Genomic DNA, 15,584 nt, shown 5'->3' on the forward strand with positions numbered 1-15,584 from the left:
GGAAATCAGTATGTCATTGTTTGCCAATGTAATCGTGGATATTTCCATTGAAAAATTAGATAGACCTTTTCAATACATCATCCCCGATGCATTGGCAGACCGGATTTATCCGGGCGTGCAGATTGAGGCTCCTTTCGGGAACCGCACGATAAAGGGATATGTGATAGAAATTACGGACACTCCGGAGATTGCGCTTGACCGAATCAAGCCGATTTCCGGAGTGCTTTCGGGTAGTGTGGCCATGGAATCGCAGTTGATCGAGCTGGCTGCATGGATGAGAGCTAATTACGGTTCTACAATGAATCAGTCACTCAAAACAGTTTTGCCGGTCCGTAAAAAGACAAAGCCGATGGAGCGAAAATGGCTGGAGCTGGTTGCCGACGAGAATGATGCGCGCATGAAACTCGCCATATATGAGTCGGGCAGATCGACAGCAAAGGCGAGATTACTTCGGGAGCTGATTGTACAAAAGCGCATAGAGCAAAGTCTGGTGACTGCCAAACTGAATATCTCAGGTGCGACAATTAAAAGTCTCGAAAAAGATGGGATGATTGCTGTTTCGACGGAAAAGCAATATCGAAATCCCATCGCCAATCTCGAACAAAACAAGAGAAATCTTCAATTGAATCCCAACCAGAAACGGGTGGTGGACGCAGTCCTTGCCAATGTGGATGCGGGGATTCAAAAAACTTATCTGTTAAAAGGGGTCACAGGCTCCGGAAAAACAGAAGTCTATATGGAACTGATTGCGCATGCAATTGAAAAAGGGCAGCAGGCAATCGTATTGATTCCGGAAATTGCCCTGACGTATCAGACGGTTATGCGATTTTATAACCGTTTTGGAGACCGCGTGTCGATTATGAATTCGCGGCTCTCGGATGGCGAACGGTACGACCAGTATTTACGCGTATTGCACCATGATGTGGATATCATCATCGGTCCCCGTTCCGCTTTGTTTGCCCCATTTGAAAATCTCGGTCTGATCATCATTGATGAAGAACATGAGACTTCTTACAAGAGTGAGACCGCGCCGCGCTATCATGCGCGTGAGGTCGCTATTCAAAGGGCTAAAATGTGCCATGCCAGCGTTGTGCTGGGATCGGCAACGCCATCTATGGAGAGTTATTATCGGGCCATGGAAGGCGAATATGAATTATTGGAATTAAATCAGCGTGTGCAGGACCGTCCGCTTGCACAATGCGAAGTCATAGATATGCGCGAAGAATTGCGGCATGGAAACCGCTCGATTCTGAGTACGCGCCTGCAGGAACGGATGGAAGAATGTCTGCAGAAGAATGAACAGATGATGTTGTTTTTGAACCGGCGTGGTACTGCCGGGTTTGTATCCTGCCGGGCATGCGGAACCGTACTCAAATGTCCGCATTGCGATGTCTCACTGAGTCAGCATCGCGGAGGCAGACTTGTCTGTCATTATTGCGGATATGAAATCCCGCAGCCAAAGACCTGTCCGGAGTGCGGATCCAAGTATATTATGGGATTCAAGGCCGGGACACAAAAGGTCGAAGAATTTGTGCAGAAGCGTTTTCCAGATGCCAAAATCCTGCGAATGGATTATGACAGTACGCGCACAAAGGACAGTTATGAATCCATTCTGAATGCATTTGCCAACCATGAGGCGGATATTCTGATTGGAACACAGATGATTGTAAAAGGGCATGATTTCGCAGGGGTGACGCTCGTCGGAATTCTTGCGGCAGACATGTCGCTTCATGTCCCGGATTTTCATGGCACAGAGAGAACCTTTGATTTGATCACACAGGCGGCCGGCCGCGCGGGGCGCGGTGATTTGCCCGGCAATGTGGTTATCCAGAGTTACGATCCGGACAATTATGCCATTCAGGCAGCAAAAAATCAGGATTATGATGCTTTTTACCGGCAGGAAATCGCCTATCGCGGGATGATGAATTATCCGCCGGTGAATCATATGCTTGTCATCGGACTGGCCAATGAGAATGAACAGATACTTGCAAAAGAGGCAGAAAATATTACAATTTATATCGATAAGCTGTTGCAGAACCATCGAAGGGACTGCGCGGTGATTGGACCTGCGGATGCAAGCATTGCAAAGATGAATGACATTTATCGAAAAGTCATTTATATTAAGAGTAAAGATTATTCTTTACTCGTGGCGGTGAAAGACCGCCTGGAAAAGAAACAGGCACTCAGCAACATTCAATATGATTTTGATCCCATGAGCGGATTTTAAAGAAGGAGATTAATTATGGCACTTAGAAACATTCGTGTGCAGGGAGATCCTGTACTTAATAAAATTTGTAAACCGGTAAAAGCAGTCAATGGTCGTACACTTGAGCTGATTGATGATATGCTTGAGACCATGTATGAGGCAAACGGCGTCGGCCTTGCCGCACCACAGGTCGGAATCCTCAAACGCATCGTGGTCATCGATGTGGGAGAAGGCCCGCTTGTAATGATTAATCCGGAAATTATCGAAGCATCCGGTTCCCAGACCGGAGACGAGGGCTGTCTGTCCATTCCGGGAAAGGCTGCCTGCGTGACACGCCCGAATTATGTGAAGGCACGTTTTTATGATGAAGAAATGAACCTCTGCGAAGTGGAAGGAGAGGAACTCCTTGCACGCGCAATCTGTCATGAACTCGATCATCTTGACGGACATTTGTATGTCGAGAAGGCAGAGGGTCCGATTCATGAAGTTGTATACAGTGAAGAAGAAAACGATGAGGAAGAAGCATAAATTATGAGAGTTGTTTTTATGGGAACACCGGATTTTGCGGTGGGGACACTTGAGGCAATCATCAAGGCAGGACATGAAGTGGTGCTGGTTGTCACACAGCCGGATAAGCCAAAGGGCAGAAAAGGAGAATTGACCCCTCCGCCTGTTAAGGAATGTGCACTGCAATACGGACTGCCTGTTTTTCAGCCGGATCGCATCCGCAAGCCGGAAAATCTGGAAACATTCTTAAAAACAGAATGCGACATGATCGTGGTGGCAGCTTTCGGACAGATTTTGCCAAAAGAAATTTTAGAGCATCCGAAATATTGCTGTATCAATGTGCATGCATCGCTCTTGCCTAAATACCGTGGCGCGGCGCCGATTCAGTGGGCAATTATCAACGGGGATGAACAGACCGGTGTGACCATCCAAAAGATGGCACTCGGCATTGATACCGGCGATATTATCAGCAAAGCGGTCGTTGAGATTGCAGAGGATGAGACGGGCGGCAGCCTGTTTGACAAGCTTGCTGATGTCGGTGCACAATTGTGCGTAAAAACCATGGCTGATATCGAAGCGGGGATTGCAAGCTACGAACCGCAGGATGAGAGCATGGCGACACATGTCGGCATGATTTCAAAAGAATTCGGTATCATTGATTTTACAAAGCCTGCAAAAGAGATTGAATGTCTGATCCGTGGCCTGAATCCGTGGCCAAGTGCGTTTACCAAACTGAAAGGCAAGACATTTAAAATCTGGAAGGCAAGTGTGGTGCCGGGCAAATCCGACTGCGCACCGGGAACCGTTCTTCGCGTTGGCAAGAATGAGATGGTGGTACAGACCGGCAAAGATGCGCTTTCGTTGCAGGAAGTACAAATCGAGGGCAAAAAGAGAATGGATATCGGAAGCTTTTTGCGTGGATTTGAAGTGCAAGAGGGCGAACAATTATGACAAACACGGAGAACATGCGCCAAATTGCGCTGGAATCTTTGATTGAAATACTTGAAAAAAAGCAATATGCGAATCTGATTGAAAATCAGGTTCTGACAAAATATGCTTATCTGGAAAAGCGTGACCGCGCATTTTATACCCGCTTGGTGGAAGGTACACTGGAACGTCTTGTGACACTGGATTATTATATCAATGCTGTATCAAAGGTTCCGGTCAAAAAGCAAAAGCCTTTGATCCGCACCCTGCTTCGCATGAGTGTGTATCAAATCCTGTATATGGATTCCGTGCCGGATTCGGCTGCCATTAACGAGGCCGTCAAGCTGGCAAAAAAGCGCGGATTCGCATCTCTGTCCGGATTTGTGAACGGGGTATTGCGCAATCTCTCGAGACAAAGAGACCAAATTGCACCTCCGAAGGATCTGGCAACCGTCTATTCGTATCCACAATGGATGGTTTCGTATTTCATGGAACAATATCCGGCTGAAAAAGTCGAAGAAATATTACATCATCTGAATCTGCCGCAGGATCTGATTGTGCGTGTGAATCTGCAGATGAATACGGTTGAACAGCTGCAGAAAGAGCTTAAGACATGCGGGATTACCGCCGTGCCCGTACCGGAGACATCCTGCGGACTTGCTTTGTCGCAGATTGACCGTCTGACGGATCTGGATGCCTTCGTACAGGGCAAATTTTATGTGCAGGATGCAAGCTCCATGATGGTTGCGGAGCATGCAGGCATCCGCGAAGGTGATTATGTCATTGATGTATGTGCCGCACCGGGTGGGAAAAGTACACATGCGGCGCAGATTTTGAATGGAACAGGCTGCGTGGATTCACGCGACCTGACGGAATATAAGGTCTCTTTGATTGAGGAAAATATCAACAGGCTCAGACTGAGCAATATGACAGCAAAAGTCTGGGATGCGACAGTGCTGGATGAATCTGTCGTGAACAGGGCGGATGTTGTAATCTGTGATGCTCCCTGCTCCGGTCTGGGCGTGATGGGTAAGAAAAAGGATATCCGCTATCGCGTGACACGCGAGGATATCACCGAATTGAGTCATTTACAGATGAAAATTCTCGAAAATGCAAAATGCTATGTCAAAAACGGCGGCACTTTGCTGTATTCGACCTGTACAATCACAAGAGAAGAAAATGAACAGGTGGTAGAACAGTTTTTGAAAAACAATCCGGATTTTACACTGGAAATGCAAAGACAGATTCTGCCGCATGAAATTGGAAATGATGGATTTTTCTTTGCTAAGATGAAGAAAAATCAGGGATAAGAGGAATCAGATGGATCAACAGAAGATTGATTTAAAATCCAAAAATCTGGAAGAGCTGACTTCCTATCTGCTTGAAAAGGGAGAAAAGAAGTTTCGCGCAAAACAAATCTATGAATGGATACATATCAAGCGCGTGCGCGACTTTGATGAGATGACCAACATTTCGGCAGCATTGCGCGCAACCTTGAAGACAGAATGTACGCTGACCACTTTAAAACCGCAGACCGTCCAGATATCAAAGCTGGATGGAACACGCAAATATCTCTTTTTGCTTGAGGACGGAAATGCGGTGGAATCGGTGCTGATGCGCTATCATCATGGTAATTCGGTCTGCATTTCTTCACAGGTCGGATGCCGCATGGGCTGCAAATTCTGTGCATCGACATTGGACGGATTACTGCGCGGTCTGACACCGGCGGAGATGCTGGATCAAATTTATGCCATCGGTCTTGATATCGGAGAACGCATCTCCAATGTTGTGGTGATGGGGACCGGAGAACCGTTGGACAATTATGATAACCTGCTTCGTTTCATCGCGCTGCTGACCGATGAAAACGGATTGCATATTTCACAGCGCAATCTGACGGTTTCGACCTGCGGACTGGTGCCGAAGATGCGCACACTGGCTGATGAAAAGCTGCAAATTACACTGGCATTGTCATTGCATGCATCCAATCAGGAAAAGCGAAAAGCACTGATGCCGGTTGCAAATTCTTATGAGATTCACGAAGTGGTCGATGCCTGCAAATATTATTTCGCACAGACGGGACGAAGAGTGACATTTGAGTATTCGCTCGTGGGAGGTGTGAATGACACGCAGGAGGATGCAAAGGAATTGTCGGAACTGATTGGCGGCATGAACTGTCATGTGAATCTGATTCCGGTCAATCCAATCAAGGAGCGTGATTTTGTTCAATCCGACAAGTCGGTGATTCAGGCATTTCAGAAAAAGCTTGAAAAGGCCGGAATTGCCGCAACCGTGCGCAGAGAAATGGGGCGCGATATCGACGGCGCATGCGGTCAGTTGCGTCGTAAACATTTGCACACATAAGGCTTCTATGCTAAAATATCACTAAGTATGTGTTCATACAGAAAGGACGATCGGGAGTATGTATTCTTATTCCGTTACGGACACCGGTATGGCGCGCGAAATGAATCAGGATTATTGTTTCGCATATGACAATCCGGTAGGTAATTTACCCAATCTTTATATTGTAGCAGATGGAATGGGCGGCCATAAGGCCGGCGAGTATGCATCGAGATATACAGTTGAGCGGATTTGCGCATCTGTTGTGCGATGCAAGCAGACAGAACCTGTAGAAATATTAAAGGAAGCTATCACCCGTGCCAATCAGATTCTGGCAAGCGAATCCGAACAGGATGAGGAAAAAGCCGGGATGGGAACGACACTGGTCATTGCCACAATCGACAATGGGCATGCTTTTGTCGCAAATGTGGGCGACAGCCGTCTGTATCATATTTCGGATACCATCAGACAGGTTACAAAAGATCACTCTCTCGTACAGGAAATGGTCCGGGTTGGAGAGCTGAATGAAGAAGAAGCAAAAGACCACATGAATAAGAATATTATCACCAGGGCAATCGGAGTGTCCGAGACCGTGGAACCGGATTTCTTTGAAATTGATGTCAAAAAGAAAGAGCAGCTGCTGCTTTGTTCGGACGGATTGACCAACATGGTGGATGATGATGAAATTTTAGATATCATCAAATCACATAAGTCTTTGGAAGAGGAAGCCAAAGCACTTGTAACCGAAGCAAATAAGAATGGCGGCCGTGACAATATTACGGCGCTTTTAATTGAAATATAGAATCGAGGTAAACCAATGTTATCAGAAGGAATGTATGTTGCAGACCGCTACGAAATCGTCAGCAAGATTGGCGCAGGCGGAATGTCAGATGTTTATAAAGCCAAGGATCATATTCTTGGACGTTATGTTGCAATCAAAGTATTAAAGCAGGAATTTTCGGAGGATCGCAATTTTGTTGTAAAATTCCGTACCGAAGCACAATCGGCAGCAGGACTGGAGCATCCGAACATTGTCAACATCTATGATGTCGGAAGTGAAGAAGGATTCCATTATATCGTCATGGAATATGTCGAGGGAATCACTTTAAAGACATATATCGAAAAGAAGGGCAGACTCTCATTTAAAGAGTCGGTCAGCATTGCCATTCAGGTAGCAAGAGGAATCGAAGCGGCACACAACAAAGATATTATTCACAGAGATATCAAGCCACAGAATATTATCATTTCCACAGAAGGAAAAGTAAAAGTTACGGACTTTGGAATTGCAAAAGCAATTTCATCCAATACCGTCAGCTCAGATGTGATGGGATCGGTACATTATACGTCTCCGGAGCATGCGAGAAACGGACAGGTGGACGGTCGCAGCGATATCTATTCGCTTGGTATTGTCATGTATGAGATGGTGACCGGACGTGTACCGTTTGACGGTGAGACAACAGTCGCTGTTGCAATCCAGCATCTGCAGGAAGAGATGGTATCTCCGGCTGCTTATGCAACCAATCTTCCAATCAGCATGGAAAAGATTATCTTAAAATGCTGCCAGAAGAATCCGGATCGCAGATATCAGACCATTGCAGAATTGCTGAATGATTTGCGCAAGGCATTGAATTATCCGAATGAGGACTTTGTTGTTATTGCGCCGGGACCGGAGAGCGGACCGACCAAGATTATCACACCGGAAGAATTAAAGGAAATCAGCGAAATGTCTGTCAATGATACCAATGACGAGTATGACGATGATTATGATGACGAATTCGATGATGATGAATATGATGAAGAAGAAGAGGAACTGAATCCAAAGGTAAAGAAAGCAGTTACCATCATGTTTGTGGCACTTGCCGCAATTATCATCGTATTGATTATTTATATTTTTGGCGCATTCCTCGGTTTGTTCAAATTCGGACCGCGTGACAACAGTGAGGCAACCACACAGACCAATCATACAACGCAATCCGAGTCGCTTAACAGCACAGAAGAATTCGAGATGATTGACTTGTATGGCATGACCGTCGATGAGGCAACACTCGAGCTTGAAAAACTCGGTCTGTATATGACCATCGAATATACCGAAGATGACGAAATGGCTGCAAAACATATTGTAGATCAGACACCAAAGATTGGCGATAAGGTCAAGAAGGGTGACACTGTTGTGGTCAAAGTCGTTCGTGAAAAAGCAGACACAACAGAATATATCAATGTACCGGATGTGACCGGAAGCAGCGAAGAAGATGCAGTCAAGACACTTGAAGACAAGGGCTTGAAAGCGGATGTTGACTATGAATACAGTGACACGGTTGAGAAGGGCAAAGTTATTTCTCAGGTTCCGACCGGCGGAAGCATGGAAAAAGGATCAAGAGTAAGACTGGTTGTTTCCCGCGGTGCAGAATCCGTGAAGGTGCCGAATGTACTGGGACTGTCTTCCGAAAAGGCGCAGGAGCGCATGGAACAGCTTGGTCTGAAAGTGAAATTTGTAGATGCAAAGAAACATGATGAGAATTACGGCGAAGGTGAAATCTGTAAACAGTCGGTAGCAGAAGGCAAATCGGTAGACAGAGGCACCACCATTACCCTGACCATCAATATTGCAAAGAAAGTGGTTGTCTATGTACCAAAGGATAGAACTGTAACGATACCTGCAGGAGCAACCAATATTGAATGGAAGCTGCTTGATGGTGAAAATATTATTACAGAAGGAACTGCAGAAGATGGAACAACCAGTTTGACCATGAGTTCTTCTGAACAGTTTGAGACAAATGAAGGTGAATTGAGCTGGGTAGTATCTTATATTCCGGAAGGAGCTACAGAACCTACTACCAAATCGTATAAAGTATCATTCGTGGCAAAGTAATCTATGACTGGTAAGATTATGAAAGGCATAGCCGGATTCTATTATGTATATGTATCCGGCTATGGCCTGTTTGAATGCAAGGCAAAAGGCGTTTTTCGCAAAAAGGGAATCAAGCCGCTCGTCGGCGATCTGGTAGAAATCGCAGTGATTGACGAGCAGGAGATGACAGGAAATATCGAGGATATTTTGCCAAGGAAGAACGAATTGATTCGTCCGGCGGTTTCCAACATCGACATGGCTTTGATTATTTTTGCAATGGCAAAGCCGGATCCGAATTTGAATTTGCTGGACCGGTTTCTGATCATGATGGAATTCCAGAATCTTCCTGTTACAATCTGCTTAAACAAAGCAGATCTGGCAGATGAAGAGGCATGCGAATATTTTCGCAGAATCTACGAACCGGCAGGCTATCGGATTATTTTTTGCAGTGCAAAAGAACAGAGCGGAATCAACGAATTAAAAGAGCTGATCTCGCATAAGACAGTGGCGGTTGCAGGACCGTCCGGCGTCGGTAAATCATCGCTTGTGAATCTCTTACAGAGCAAAGAGGTGATGGAGACCGGAAGCATCAGCGAAAAATTAAAGCGTGGCAAACATACCACGCGCCACTCACAAATTCTTCCCGTATCGGATGAGACTTTTATCGTCGATACACCGGGATTCAGTTCACTGGATGTACCAGGAATGGAAAAGGAAGACTTGTGGCGTTATTATCCGGAATTTGTACCATATGAACCGGAATGTCGCTTTCAGGGATGCAGTCATATCAATGAGCCGAAGTGCGGCATCAAGACTGCGGTGGAAGAAGGAAACATTCCGTTGGAACGGTATGACAATTACAAATTGCTATTCGAGGAACTAAGACAAATCAGGAAATACTAAAAGAAGAGGCGAAAATGAATTGTTTATCACCATCCATCCTGTCCGCGGATTTTGCGCGGCTGGGAGAACAAATTAAATTGCTCGACAGTGCAGGAGCAGAATATGTGCACATTGATGTCATGGACGGTGCTTTTGTACCGAGCATTACTTATGGATTTCCAATCATTCAGGCCATCCGTCCGCTCACAGAGCGCATGTTTGATGTCCATCTGATGATTGAGGAGCCTTCCCGTTATATTGATGAATTTGCAGAGGCGGGAGCAGATATTATCACAGTTCATGCGGAAGCATGCAAACATCTTGACAGTACGATCGATGCCATCAAGGCAAAAGGATTGCTTGCGGCGGTTGCCCTCAATCCTGCAACTCCGATTTCTTCAATCGAATATGTTTTGCCAAAGCTGGATATGGTTTTGGTGATGACAGTGAATCCCGGATTCGGTGGTCAGAAGCTAATCCCATATACCATTCAAAAAGTCAGAGACTTAAAGGCTATGATTGACCGCAGGAATCTGAAGGTTGATATTGAAGTGGATGGTGGCATTCATCTGGGAAATGTAGAACAGGTAATGGAGGCAGGTGCAAATATCATTGTCGCCGGAAGTGCGGTATTTCGTGGCGATGTTGAGGAAAATGTACAGGCATTTTTGAATATTTTGCACTCATAGAGTCAGACAGGAGAAGATGAAATGAATGGATTAATTGTAGCTGGTGGAAACATCAATGACAAATTTGCATGCGATGTCATCAAAAATGGCGCATTTGAAGTGATTTTTGCTGCTGACTCCGGAATTGATTTTATGTATCGCAATCATATTACACCGGATATCATTGTCGGTGATTTTGATTCTGCAAATCCGGAAATATTATCATTTTATCGAGACATGGATCAGGTGGCAATTTCGGAATTAAATCCGGAGAAAGATGATACCGACCTCGAGCATGCTCTGCGGGATTGCGTACGCCTCGGCTGTGATGAGATCACGATTCTCGGATGTTTCGGCAATCGAATCGATCACTCATATGCCAATATGATGCTTCTTGGCATCGGACTCGAATACGGTGTCGAAATCCGACTGATGGATGACAAAAACAGAGTGTCGATGCATTGTTCCGATTTTGTATTGAAGAAGAATGATCTTTACGGAAAGTATGTTTCTTTATTGCCAATCAACGGAACGGTTCACAATCTGACCATTACAGGAATGAAATATTGTCTGGAAAATACAGATCTGCTTCCGTTTACGACACTGGGTGTCAGCAACGAACTGGTTGAAGATCAGGCGCAGATTACTTTTGAAGACGGAATTCTGTTGTTGATTGAATCCAAAGACGAATAAAGGGCAGATTGGGTGATTGACTTGGAAAAAAAGAATAACTTGGAGAAATATTCCAAATTGGAATTAAAAATACAGGAAGTCGGTACACATGTCAGTGTAGCACTGGAGCTGGTTGTCGCAGTTTTGGTTTTGCTCGCCTGTATATGTGGTCTGATTGCACTGTTTCCGCATTTGGCAGATATGTTTGCGGGATTGAACAAAATGGCAGGACAGAAGAATATGCTGAGTGATTTTCTGGAACGTGTATTTACTGTTGTTGTCGGTATCGAGTTCTTAAAAATGTTATGCAAGCCAAGCTCTGCCAATGTGCTTGAAACAATTATATTCCTGGTTGCAAGACATATGATTTTGGTTGAATCGAAACCATGGGAGGATTTTTTGTATGTCATGGCAATCGTATGTCTGGTTTTGACCAAACATTTTCTGGTGCGTGATAATCGTCAGTTTGTTTTTCGCGGAAAAAAACAGGATGAAGGACAGACTGATACAGAAGTGTCATAACGATCATATAAGGTATGTGGGGTTCGAAAAATGCGTAAAATAAAATCTTTGTCTATTCGATTGCCGCTCATCTTGATATTGAGTTATATTGTATTGATGGTTTTTACGATTACGGTGGTCTTTCAGCGCTTTGAAAAGCGCATGCTTGAAGATTATACGCGTATGGCAAAAGGCGCGACACAGCTGATGGCGGATGCCATTGACGGCGACAAAGTCGACGAATATATTGAGCAAAATTTTGCATCGGAAGAGTATCGAAAGATTTCCGATTATCTTGCCTCTATTCAGGAGAATTATCCGGATACGCTTTATGTATATGTCTATCGTATTCAGGAAGACGGCGGTCATGTCGTTTTTGATATTGATTCCGAGGGCAAAGAAGATGCGGATGAACCCGGAGCAGTCTACTCAATCGATGAACCTTTTTATTCTCAGATTTCCAATATCATGAAAGGGGAGGAGACTCCTGCATACACCGTTCATTCTCATGAAGGCGAATATCTTTTGAGCTATATTCGTCCGGTTTTTGACAGCAAAGGGAATTATGCATGTAGCGCCTGCGTCGATTTTTCGATGGACCGCATGCATGAAAAAGATTTTGATTTTGTATTGCCGACATTGGGAATGGTTGGAATCCTGATTTTGATTTTGGTATCATTCAATATTCTTTTGATTCACAGAACCGTATCCGCGCCGATTAATCGTATGGTGGAATGCAGTCATAATTTTAATTATGAAACAGAAAACGATCGATTCAAAAATGTGCAGACACTTGAGAATCTGAATATCAAAACCGGCGATGAAATCGAAGAATTATATCAGACATTTACTTCGGTCATGAAGGAAAGCCTTTATTATATGACCAACTTTAACCGGGCACAGATCGATATTCGCACCAAAAACGAGCGAATTGATGAAATCAGTGCGACTGCATACAAAGACGCGTTGACCGGAGTGGGCAGTAAGGCTGCATATAAGAAAGTATTGAAAGAAATCGATGGCGATATTTTTTATGAGAGTGCAGAGATTGCGATTGTACTTGCAGATGTAAACAATCTTAAATATGTCAATGACACATTTGGCCATGAATATGGTGATGCGTATCTGGTCGGATGCTGTAATCTCTTAAAGTCTGTATATGCCAATTCGGATATCTATCGTGTCGGTGGAGATGAATTTATCATCCTGCTTCGCGGCAGCGATTACAAGAATCGGGAAGAGCTGCTGAAAAAGGCACGCGAACTGTATCAAAATGCGCATGACAATGAGTCCGCAAATCCATGGGAGCGCTATTCAAGCTCCATCGGAATGGCAGAATTTGAGACCGGCGACACCAATGCGGAAATGATTGTCAAACGTGCCGATACCGCCATGTATGTCGAAAAGACTAAATTCCGTGCAAAGCATGGCAGTTACAGATAAAGAAACAGGTCCCGGTACTGTACCATTCACACTCTGTTTTATTAAAAACATCCTTGCCCTCATGAACCCGGTAGGTGCTTCACATTTTGCGAATATTTTAGGTTTTCAATATGCAAAAAGCGAGCATCACACATGTGTCTTTTGATGAATGAACCATTTTGAAAAAAGGTTTATGAAGTGGCGGACACTTCATTTATTGATATTATGTACTCCTCAATCTAAGGGATACCCGGGTTCAGACTCCGTTTGCCAAGTGAAATGACAAAATGAGTTTTGTGTTTATAGGCACCATGCATTACGCAACGTCGTGTTGCAATCGCATTTGCGCCGCCATCCGTGGCGGCGCATGCCTATAAACATCAAAACTCATTTTTATTTCACTAGGGCGCACTCCAATTCACCCGGGTATCCTTTAGATGAGAAGTACATATACGATTACTTTGGGTGTCCGCCAACCATAAAACTTTTTTCAAAATTGTACAGGCATTCAAAAAACACATGTCAATCAGGATGCGAGCGTTTGCATATATGAAAACCAAAATATTCTTGCAAAGTGAAGGACTTACCGGGTCCATAAGGCAAGGATGTCTGGCAATACCACAAACTGTGAATGGTACAGTACCGGGAGCTGTTTTTTATAGGAGTAATTGATATTTGCGGTCGGAATTTATATAATATAAAAGTATGACCAAAGGGATGGAGTATTAGTATGATTAGTCATTATGTAGTATATTTTGCAATTTATAGTTTTATGGGATGGATTTACGAATGCTTTTTTGCAATTGCAACCAAGCATGAGTGGGAGAATAGAGGATTTATGTTTGGGCCGGTGATTCCGATTTATGGAGTGGGCGGCGTCTCCATTATGATTTTGCTTCGTGTCTGTGAGGTATATCATTTGACACCGAGTGTATGGCAGCTCTTTTTGATTGGTGCATTTGGCAGTGTGATTCTGGAATTTTCAACACATCTTTTTCTTGAAAAAATGTTCCATGCATATTGGTGGGATTATTCCAATATGCCATTTAATATCCAGGGGCGTGTCTGCCTGCCGTATACCATTTGTTTCGGAGGTGCCGCAATCCTGGTGGCAAAGGTGATTGCACCGTTTACCGTGCATATGGTCGCATGGATGCCGGATTTGTTGTTTGAAGGACTGGCCTTTTTGTTTGTTGCAATTTTTGCGATGGATTTGGCTTTGACGGTTTCGATTCTTGCTGATTTTGACCGAAAGGTTGCATCGGTAGACGAATCGTTTAATCAGACGATGGAGAAGGTGATCGAGGGCAGCAAGGCTGCCATGTCACGCGCAATTTTTACGCGAGAGTGGTTTGCCAATTATCTTTCCGGACTCGATTCCATCAAAAAAGGCGCACTCAAGAGAATGCGCGGGTATCGTAATCCGAAAGTGGAAAAGAATAATATGGATGAATTCTTTTCCAGCTTAAAGAATCATTTGCCTAAGATGAAACAGTAGTACGGATGACAGGAGCAAAATTCGCCCGTGCGACTTTGGATAAATCATCCGGTGTCAGCTCAATGGTATCACCGATGCGACCACCGCTGATATAGATGAAATCGAGATTTGCAGCGGATTCATCGATAACGGTGTGAAATTGTTTTTTCATACCGATCGGACTGCAGCCACCGCGTACATATCCGGTGATGGCGGTCAGTTCTTTCAACGGAATCATTTCCACAGATTTCTCCGAAACTGCCCGTGCGGCAGCTTTGAGATCCACTTCAGCGGCGACAGGGATGACAAAGACATAATATTGTTTGCTCTTGCCCTGCATCACCAGAGTCTTGTAAGATTTTTCTACCGGGCATCCGGATAATTCAATAGAATGGATGCCGTCGGTAAATTCATTGCATTCATAATGAATGAGTCGATATGTAATTTTATTTTTCTCGAGAATGCGCATCGCATTTGTTTTTGTTTCTTTTCCCATGTCAAATAGTTTATCATTATCTCGAAAAAAACGCAAAAGTCGGTTACAATAGAATCAGAAATACAGATAGGAGCACCATTATGTTATATATCATGCGTCATGGAAAGACAGACTGGAATGCCGCATATAAGATACAGGGCAGGACAGATATCCCTTTGAACGACGAGGGAATCGCGATGGCCCAAAAGGCACAGGCACAGGTGGATCGCATCTCATTTGACTGCTGTTATGCTTCGCCGCTTTCGCGTGCCTATACCACAGCACAGATTGTTTTGCAAAATCAGAATTGTCCAATCATAAAAGATGAGCGGCTGTGTGAGATGAGCTTTGGCATTTGCGAAGGCGATACCCGCATCCTGGAGCATCCGGATCATCCGTTATATCGGCTGTTTCGCGATCCAAAACATTATCTTCCGGTGGAAGGGGCAGAAAGTTTTGCACAATTACATGACAGATGTCAGTCCTTTTTGGATACTGTGATTCTGCCGCAGCTGGGGAAGGACAAAAATATTCTGATTGTCGCACATGGGGCGTTGAATTGCCAGATTCTTGGAATCCTGCGCAACACACCTTTGGAACATTTCTGGGATAATATGACTGCAAATTGCGAAATGGTTTTGGCAAAATAAAAAAGGAGGAGC

At 44.5% G+C, this 15,584-nt stretch carries 16 protein-coding genes; 15 read left to right on the plus strand and 1 reads right to left on the minus strand.

Features of this window, described 5'->3' with window-relative positions:
• The first annotated feature begins 10 nt into the window (after window positions 1-10).
• The 14 genes from priA to CSX02_RS10725 all read left to right on the plus strand — a co-directional run bounded on the left by priA (window position 11) and on the right by CSX02_RS10725 (window position 14,468).
• Window positions 11-2,227 carry a replication restart helicase PriA gene (gene priA, locus CSX02_RS10665; protein WP_242970474.1) on the plus strand — a complete coding sequence of 739 codons (2,217 nt, stop codon included), beginning with the start codon at window positions 11-13 and terminating at the stop codon, window positions 2,225-2,227.
• A 15-nt stretch (window positions 2,228-2,242) separates the two neighbouring features.
• Window positions 2,243-2,734 carry a peptide deformylase gene (gene def / locus CSX02_RS10670; RefSeq protein WP_099386663.1) on the plus strand — a complete coding sequence of 164 codons (492 nt, stop codon included), beginning with the start codon at window positions 2,243-2,245 and terminating at the stop codon, window positions 2,732-2,734.
• 3 nt (window positions 2,735-2,737) lie between these two features.
• Window positions 2,738-3,664 (plus strand): methionyl-tRNA formyltransferase, encoded by a 927-nt coding sequence (gene fmt, locus CSX02_RS10675; RefSeq protein WP_099386664.1) that lies wholly within the window; start codon window positions 2,738-2,740, stop codon window positions 3,662-3,664.
• Complete coding sequence (rsmB, locus tag CSX02_RS10680) at window positions 3,661-4,950, plus strand: 16S rRNA (cytosine(967)-C(5))-methyltransferase RsmB (RefSeq protein ID WP_031543459.1); 1,290 nt, start codon at window positions 3,661-3,663, stop codon at window positions 4,948-4,950. Before fmt ends, rsmB begins: the two co-directional genes overlap by 4 nt.
• 10 nt (window positions 4,951-4,960) lie before the next feature.
• Window positions 4,961-6,001 (plus strand): 23S rRNA (adenine(2503)-C(2))-methyltransferase RlmN, encoded by a 1,041-nt coding sequence (rlmN, locus tag CSX02_RS10685; protein WP_031543458.1) that lies wholly within the window; start codon window positions 4,961-4,963, stop codon window positions 5,999-6,001.
• Window positions 6,002-6,059: 58 nt separating this feature from the next.
• On the plus strand, window positions 6,060-6,779 hold the full coding sequence (locus CSX02_RS10690; protein WP_031543457.1) for a Stp1/IreP family PP2C-type Ser/Thr phosphatase: 720 nt from the start codon (window positions 6,060-6,062) through the stop codon (window positions 6,777-6,779).
• Between the two features lie 15 nt (window positions 6,780-6,794).
• Window positions 6,795-8,846: a Stk1 family PASTA domain-containing Ser/Thr kinase gene (gene pknB, locus CSX02_RS10695; protein ID WP_099386665.1), complete on the plus strand. Its 2,052-nt coding sequence runs from the start codon at window positions 6,795-6,797 to the stop codon at window positions 8,844-8,846.
• A 3-nt stretch (window positions 8,847-8,849) separates the two neighbouring features.
• On the plus strand, window positions 8,850-9,728 hold the full coding sequence (rsgA, locus tag CSX02_RS10700; RefSeq protein WP_099386666.1) for a ribosome small subunit-dependent GTPase A: 879 nt from the start codon (window positions 8,850-8,852) through the stop codon (window positions 9,726-9,728).
• Between the two features lie 14 nt (window positions 9,729-9,742).
• Window positions 9,743-10,396 carry a ribulose-phosphate 3-epimerase gene (gene rpe / locus CSX02_RS10705; protein WP_031543454.1) on the plus strand — a complete coding sequence of 218 codons (654 nt, stop codon included), beginning with the start codon at window positions 9,743-9,745 and terminating at the stop codon, window positions 10,394-10,396.
• 21 nt (window positions 10,397-10,417) lie between these two features.
• Window positions 10,418-11,068 (plus strand): thiamine diphosphokinase, encoded by a 651-nt coding sequence (locus tag CSX02_RS10710; protein ID WP_099386667.1) that lies wholly within the window; start codon window positions 10,418-10,420, stop codon window positions 11,066-11,068.
• Between the two features lie 21 nt (window positions 11,069-11,089).
• Window positions 11,090-11,569, plus strand: a complete 480-nt coding sequence (locus tag CSX02_RS10715) for a phosphate-starvation-inducible PsiE family protein (protein ID WP_207653779.1) — start codon at window positions 11,090-11,092, stop codon at window positions 11,567-11,569.
• Between the two features lie 72 nt (window positions 11,570-11,641).
• Window positions 11,642-12,991, plus strand: a complete 1,350-nt coding sequence (locus CSX02_RS10720) for a GGDEF domain-containing protein (RefSeq protein ID WP_189281523.1) — start codon at window positions 11,642-11,644, stop codon at window positions 12,989-12,991.
• Window positions 12,975-13,136, plus strand: a complete 162-nt coding sequence (locus CSX02_RS13645; protein WP_189281525.1) for a hypothetical protein — start codon at window positions 12,975-12,977, stop codon at window positions 13,134-13,136. The genes CSX02_RS10720 and CSX02_RS13645 overlap by 17 nt, the downstream gene beginning before the upstream one ends.
• A 564-nt stretch (window positions 13,137-13,700) precedes the next feature.
• Window positions 13,701-14,468: a putative ABC transporter permease gene (locus tag CSX02_RS10725; RefSeq protein ID WP_099386670.1), complete on the plus strand. Its 768-nt coding sequence runs from the start codon at window positions 13,701-13,703 to the stop codon at window positions 14,466-14,468.
• Here the strand turns inward: CSX02_RS10725 and ybaK are convergent.
• Window positions 14,452-14,943: a Cys-tRNA(Pro) deacylase gene (gene ybaK / locus CSX02_RS10730; protein WP_099386671.1), complete on the minus strand. Its 492-nt coding sequence runs from the start codon at window positions 14,941-14,943 to the stop codon at window positions 14,452-14,454. The genes CSX02_RS10725 and ybaK overlap by 17 nt on opposite strands.
• 80 nt (window positions 14,944-15,023) lie before the next feature.
• Here ybaK and CSX02_RS10735 point away from each other — a divergent pair, with 80 nt between their 5' ends.
• Window positions 15,024-15,572, plus strand: coding sequence for a histidine phosphatase family protein (locus tag CSX02_RS10735; protein WP_099386672.1), 549 nt, complete (start codon window positions 15,024-15,026; stop codon window positions 15,570-15,572).
• Window positions 15,573-15,584: the final 12 nt, after the last annotated feature.

This window comes from Agathobacter ruminis (assembly GCF_002735305.1).
Taxonomy (GTDB): domain Bacteria; phylum Bacillota; class Clostridia; order Lachnospirales; family Lachnospiraceae; genus Roseburia; species Roseburia ruminis.

Bases quoted from the DNA above. Each gene is read 5' to 3' on its own strand.
- CSX02_RS10725 (WP_099386670.1), top strand. From the start codon at position 13,701: ATGATTAGTCATTATGTAGTATATTTTGCAATTTATAGTTTTATGGGA.
- fmt (WP_099386664.1), top strand. From the start codon at position 2,738: ATGAGAGTTGTTTTTATGGGAACACCGGATTTTGCGGTGGGGACACTT.
- pknB (WP_099386665.1), top strand. From the start codon at position 6,795: ATGTTATCAGAAGGAATGTATGTTGCAGACCGCTACGAAATCGTCAGC.
- rpe (WP_031543454.1), top strand. From the start codon at position 9,743: ATGAATTGTTTATCACCATCCATCCTGTCCGCGGATTTTGCGCGGCTG.
- CSX02_RS10735 (WP_099386672.1), top strand. From the start codon at position 15,024: ATGTTATATATCATGCGTCATGGAAAGACAGACTGGAATGCCGCATAT.
- rlmN (WP_031543458.1), top strand. From the start codon at position 4,961: ATGGATCAACAGAAGATTGATTTAAAATCCAAAAATCTGGAAGAGCTG.
- ybaK (WP_099386671.1), bottom strand. From the start codon at position 14,943: ATGGGAAAAGAAACAAAAACAAATGCGATGCGCATTCTCGAGAAAAAT.
- priA (WP_242970474.1), top strand. From the start codon at position 11: ATGTCATTGTTTGCCAATGTAATCGTGGATATTTCCATTGAAAAATTA.
- CSX02_RS10690 (WP_031543457.1), top strand. From the start codon at position 6,060: ATGTATTCTTATTCCGTTACGGACACCGGTATGGCGCGCGAAATGAAT.
- CSX02_RS13645 (WP_189281525.1), top strand. From the start codon at position 12,975: ATGGCAGTTACAGATAAAGAAACAGGTCCCGGTACTGTACCATTCACA.
- rsmB (WP_031543459.1), top strand. From the start codon at position 3,661: ATGACAAACACGGAGAACATGCGCCAAATTGCGCTGGAATCTTTGATT.
- rsgA (WP_099386666.1), top strand. From the start codon at position 8,850: ATGACTGGTAAGATTATGAAAGGCATAGCCGGATTCTATTATGTATAT.
- CSX02_RS10710 (WP_099386667.1), top strand. From the start codon at position 10,418: ATGAATGGATTAATTGTAGCTGGTGGAAACATCAATGACAAATTTGCA.
- def (WP_099386663.1), top strand. From the start codon at position 2,243: ATGGCACTTAGAAACATTCGTGTGCAGGGAGATCCTGTACTTAATAAA.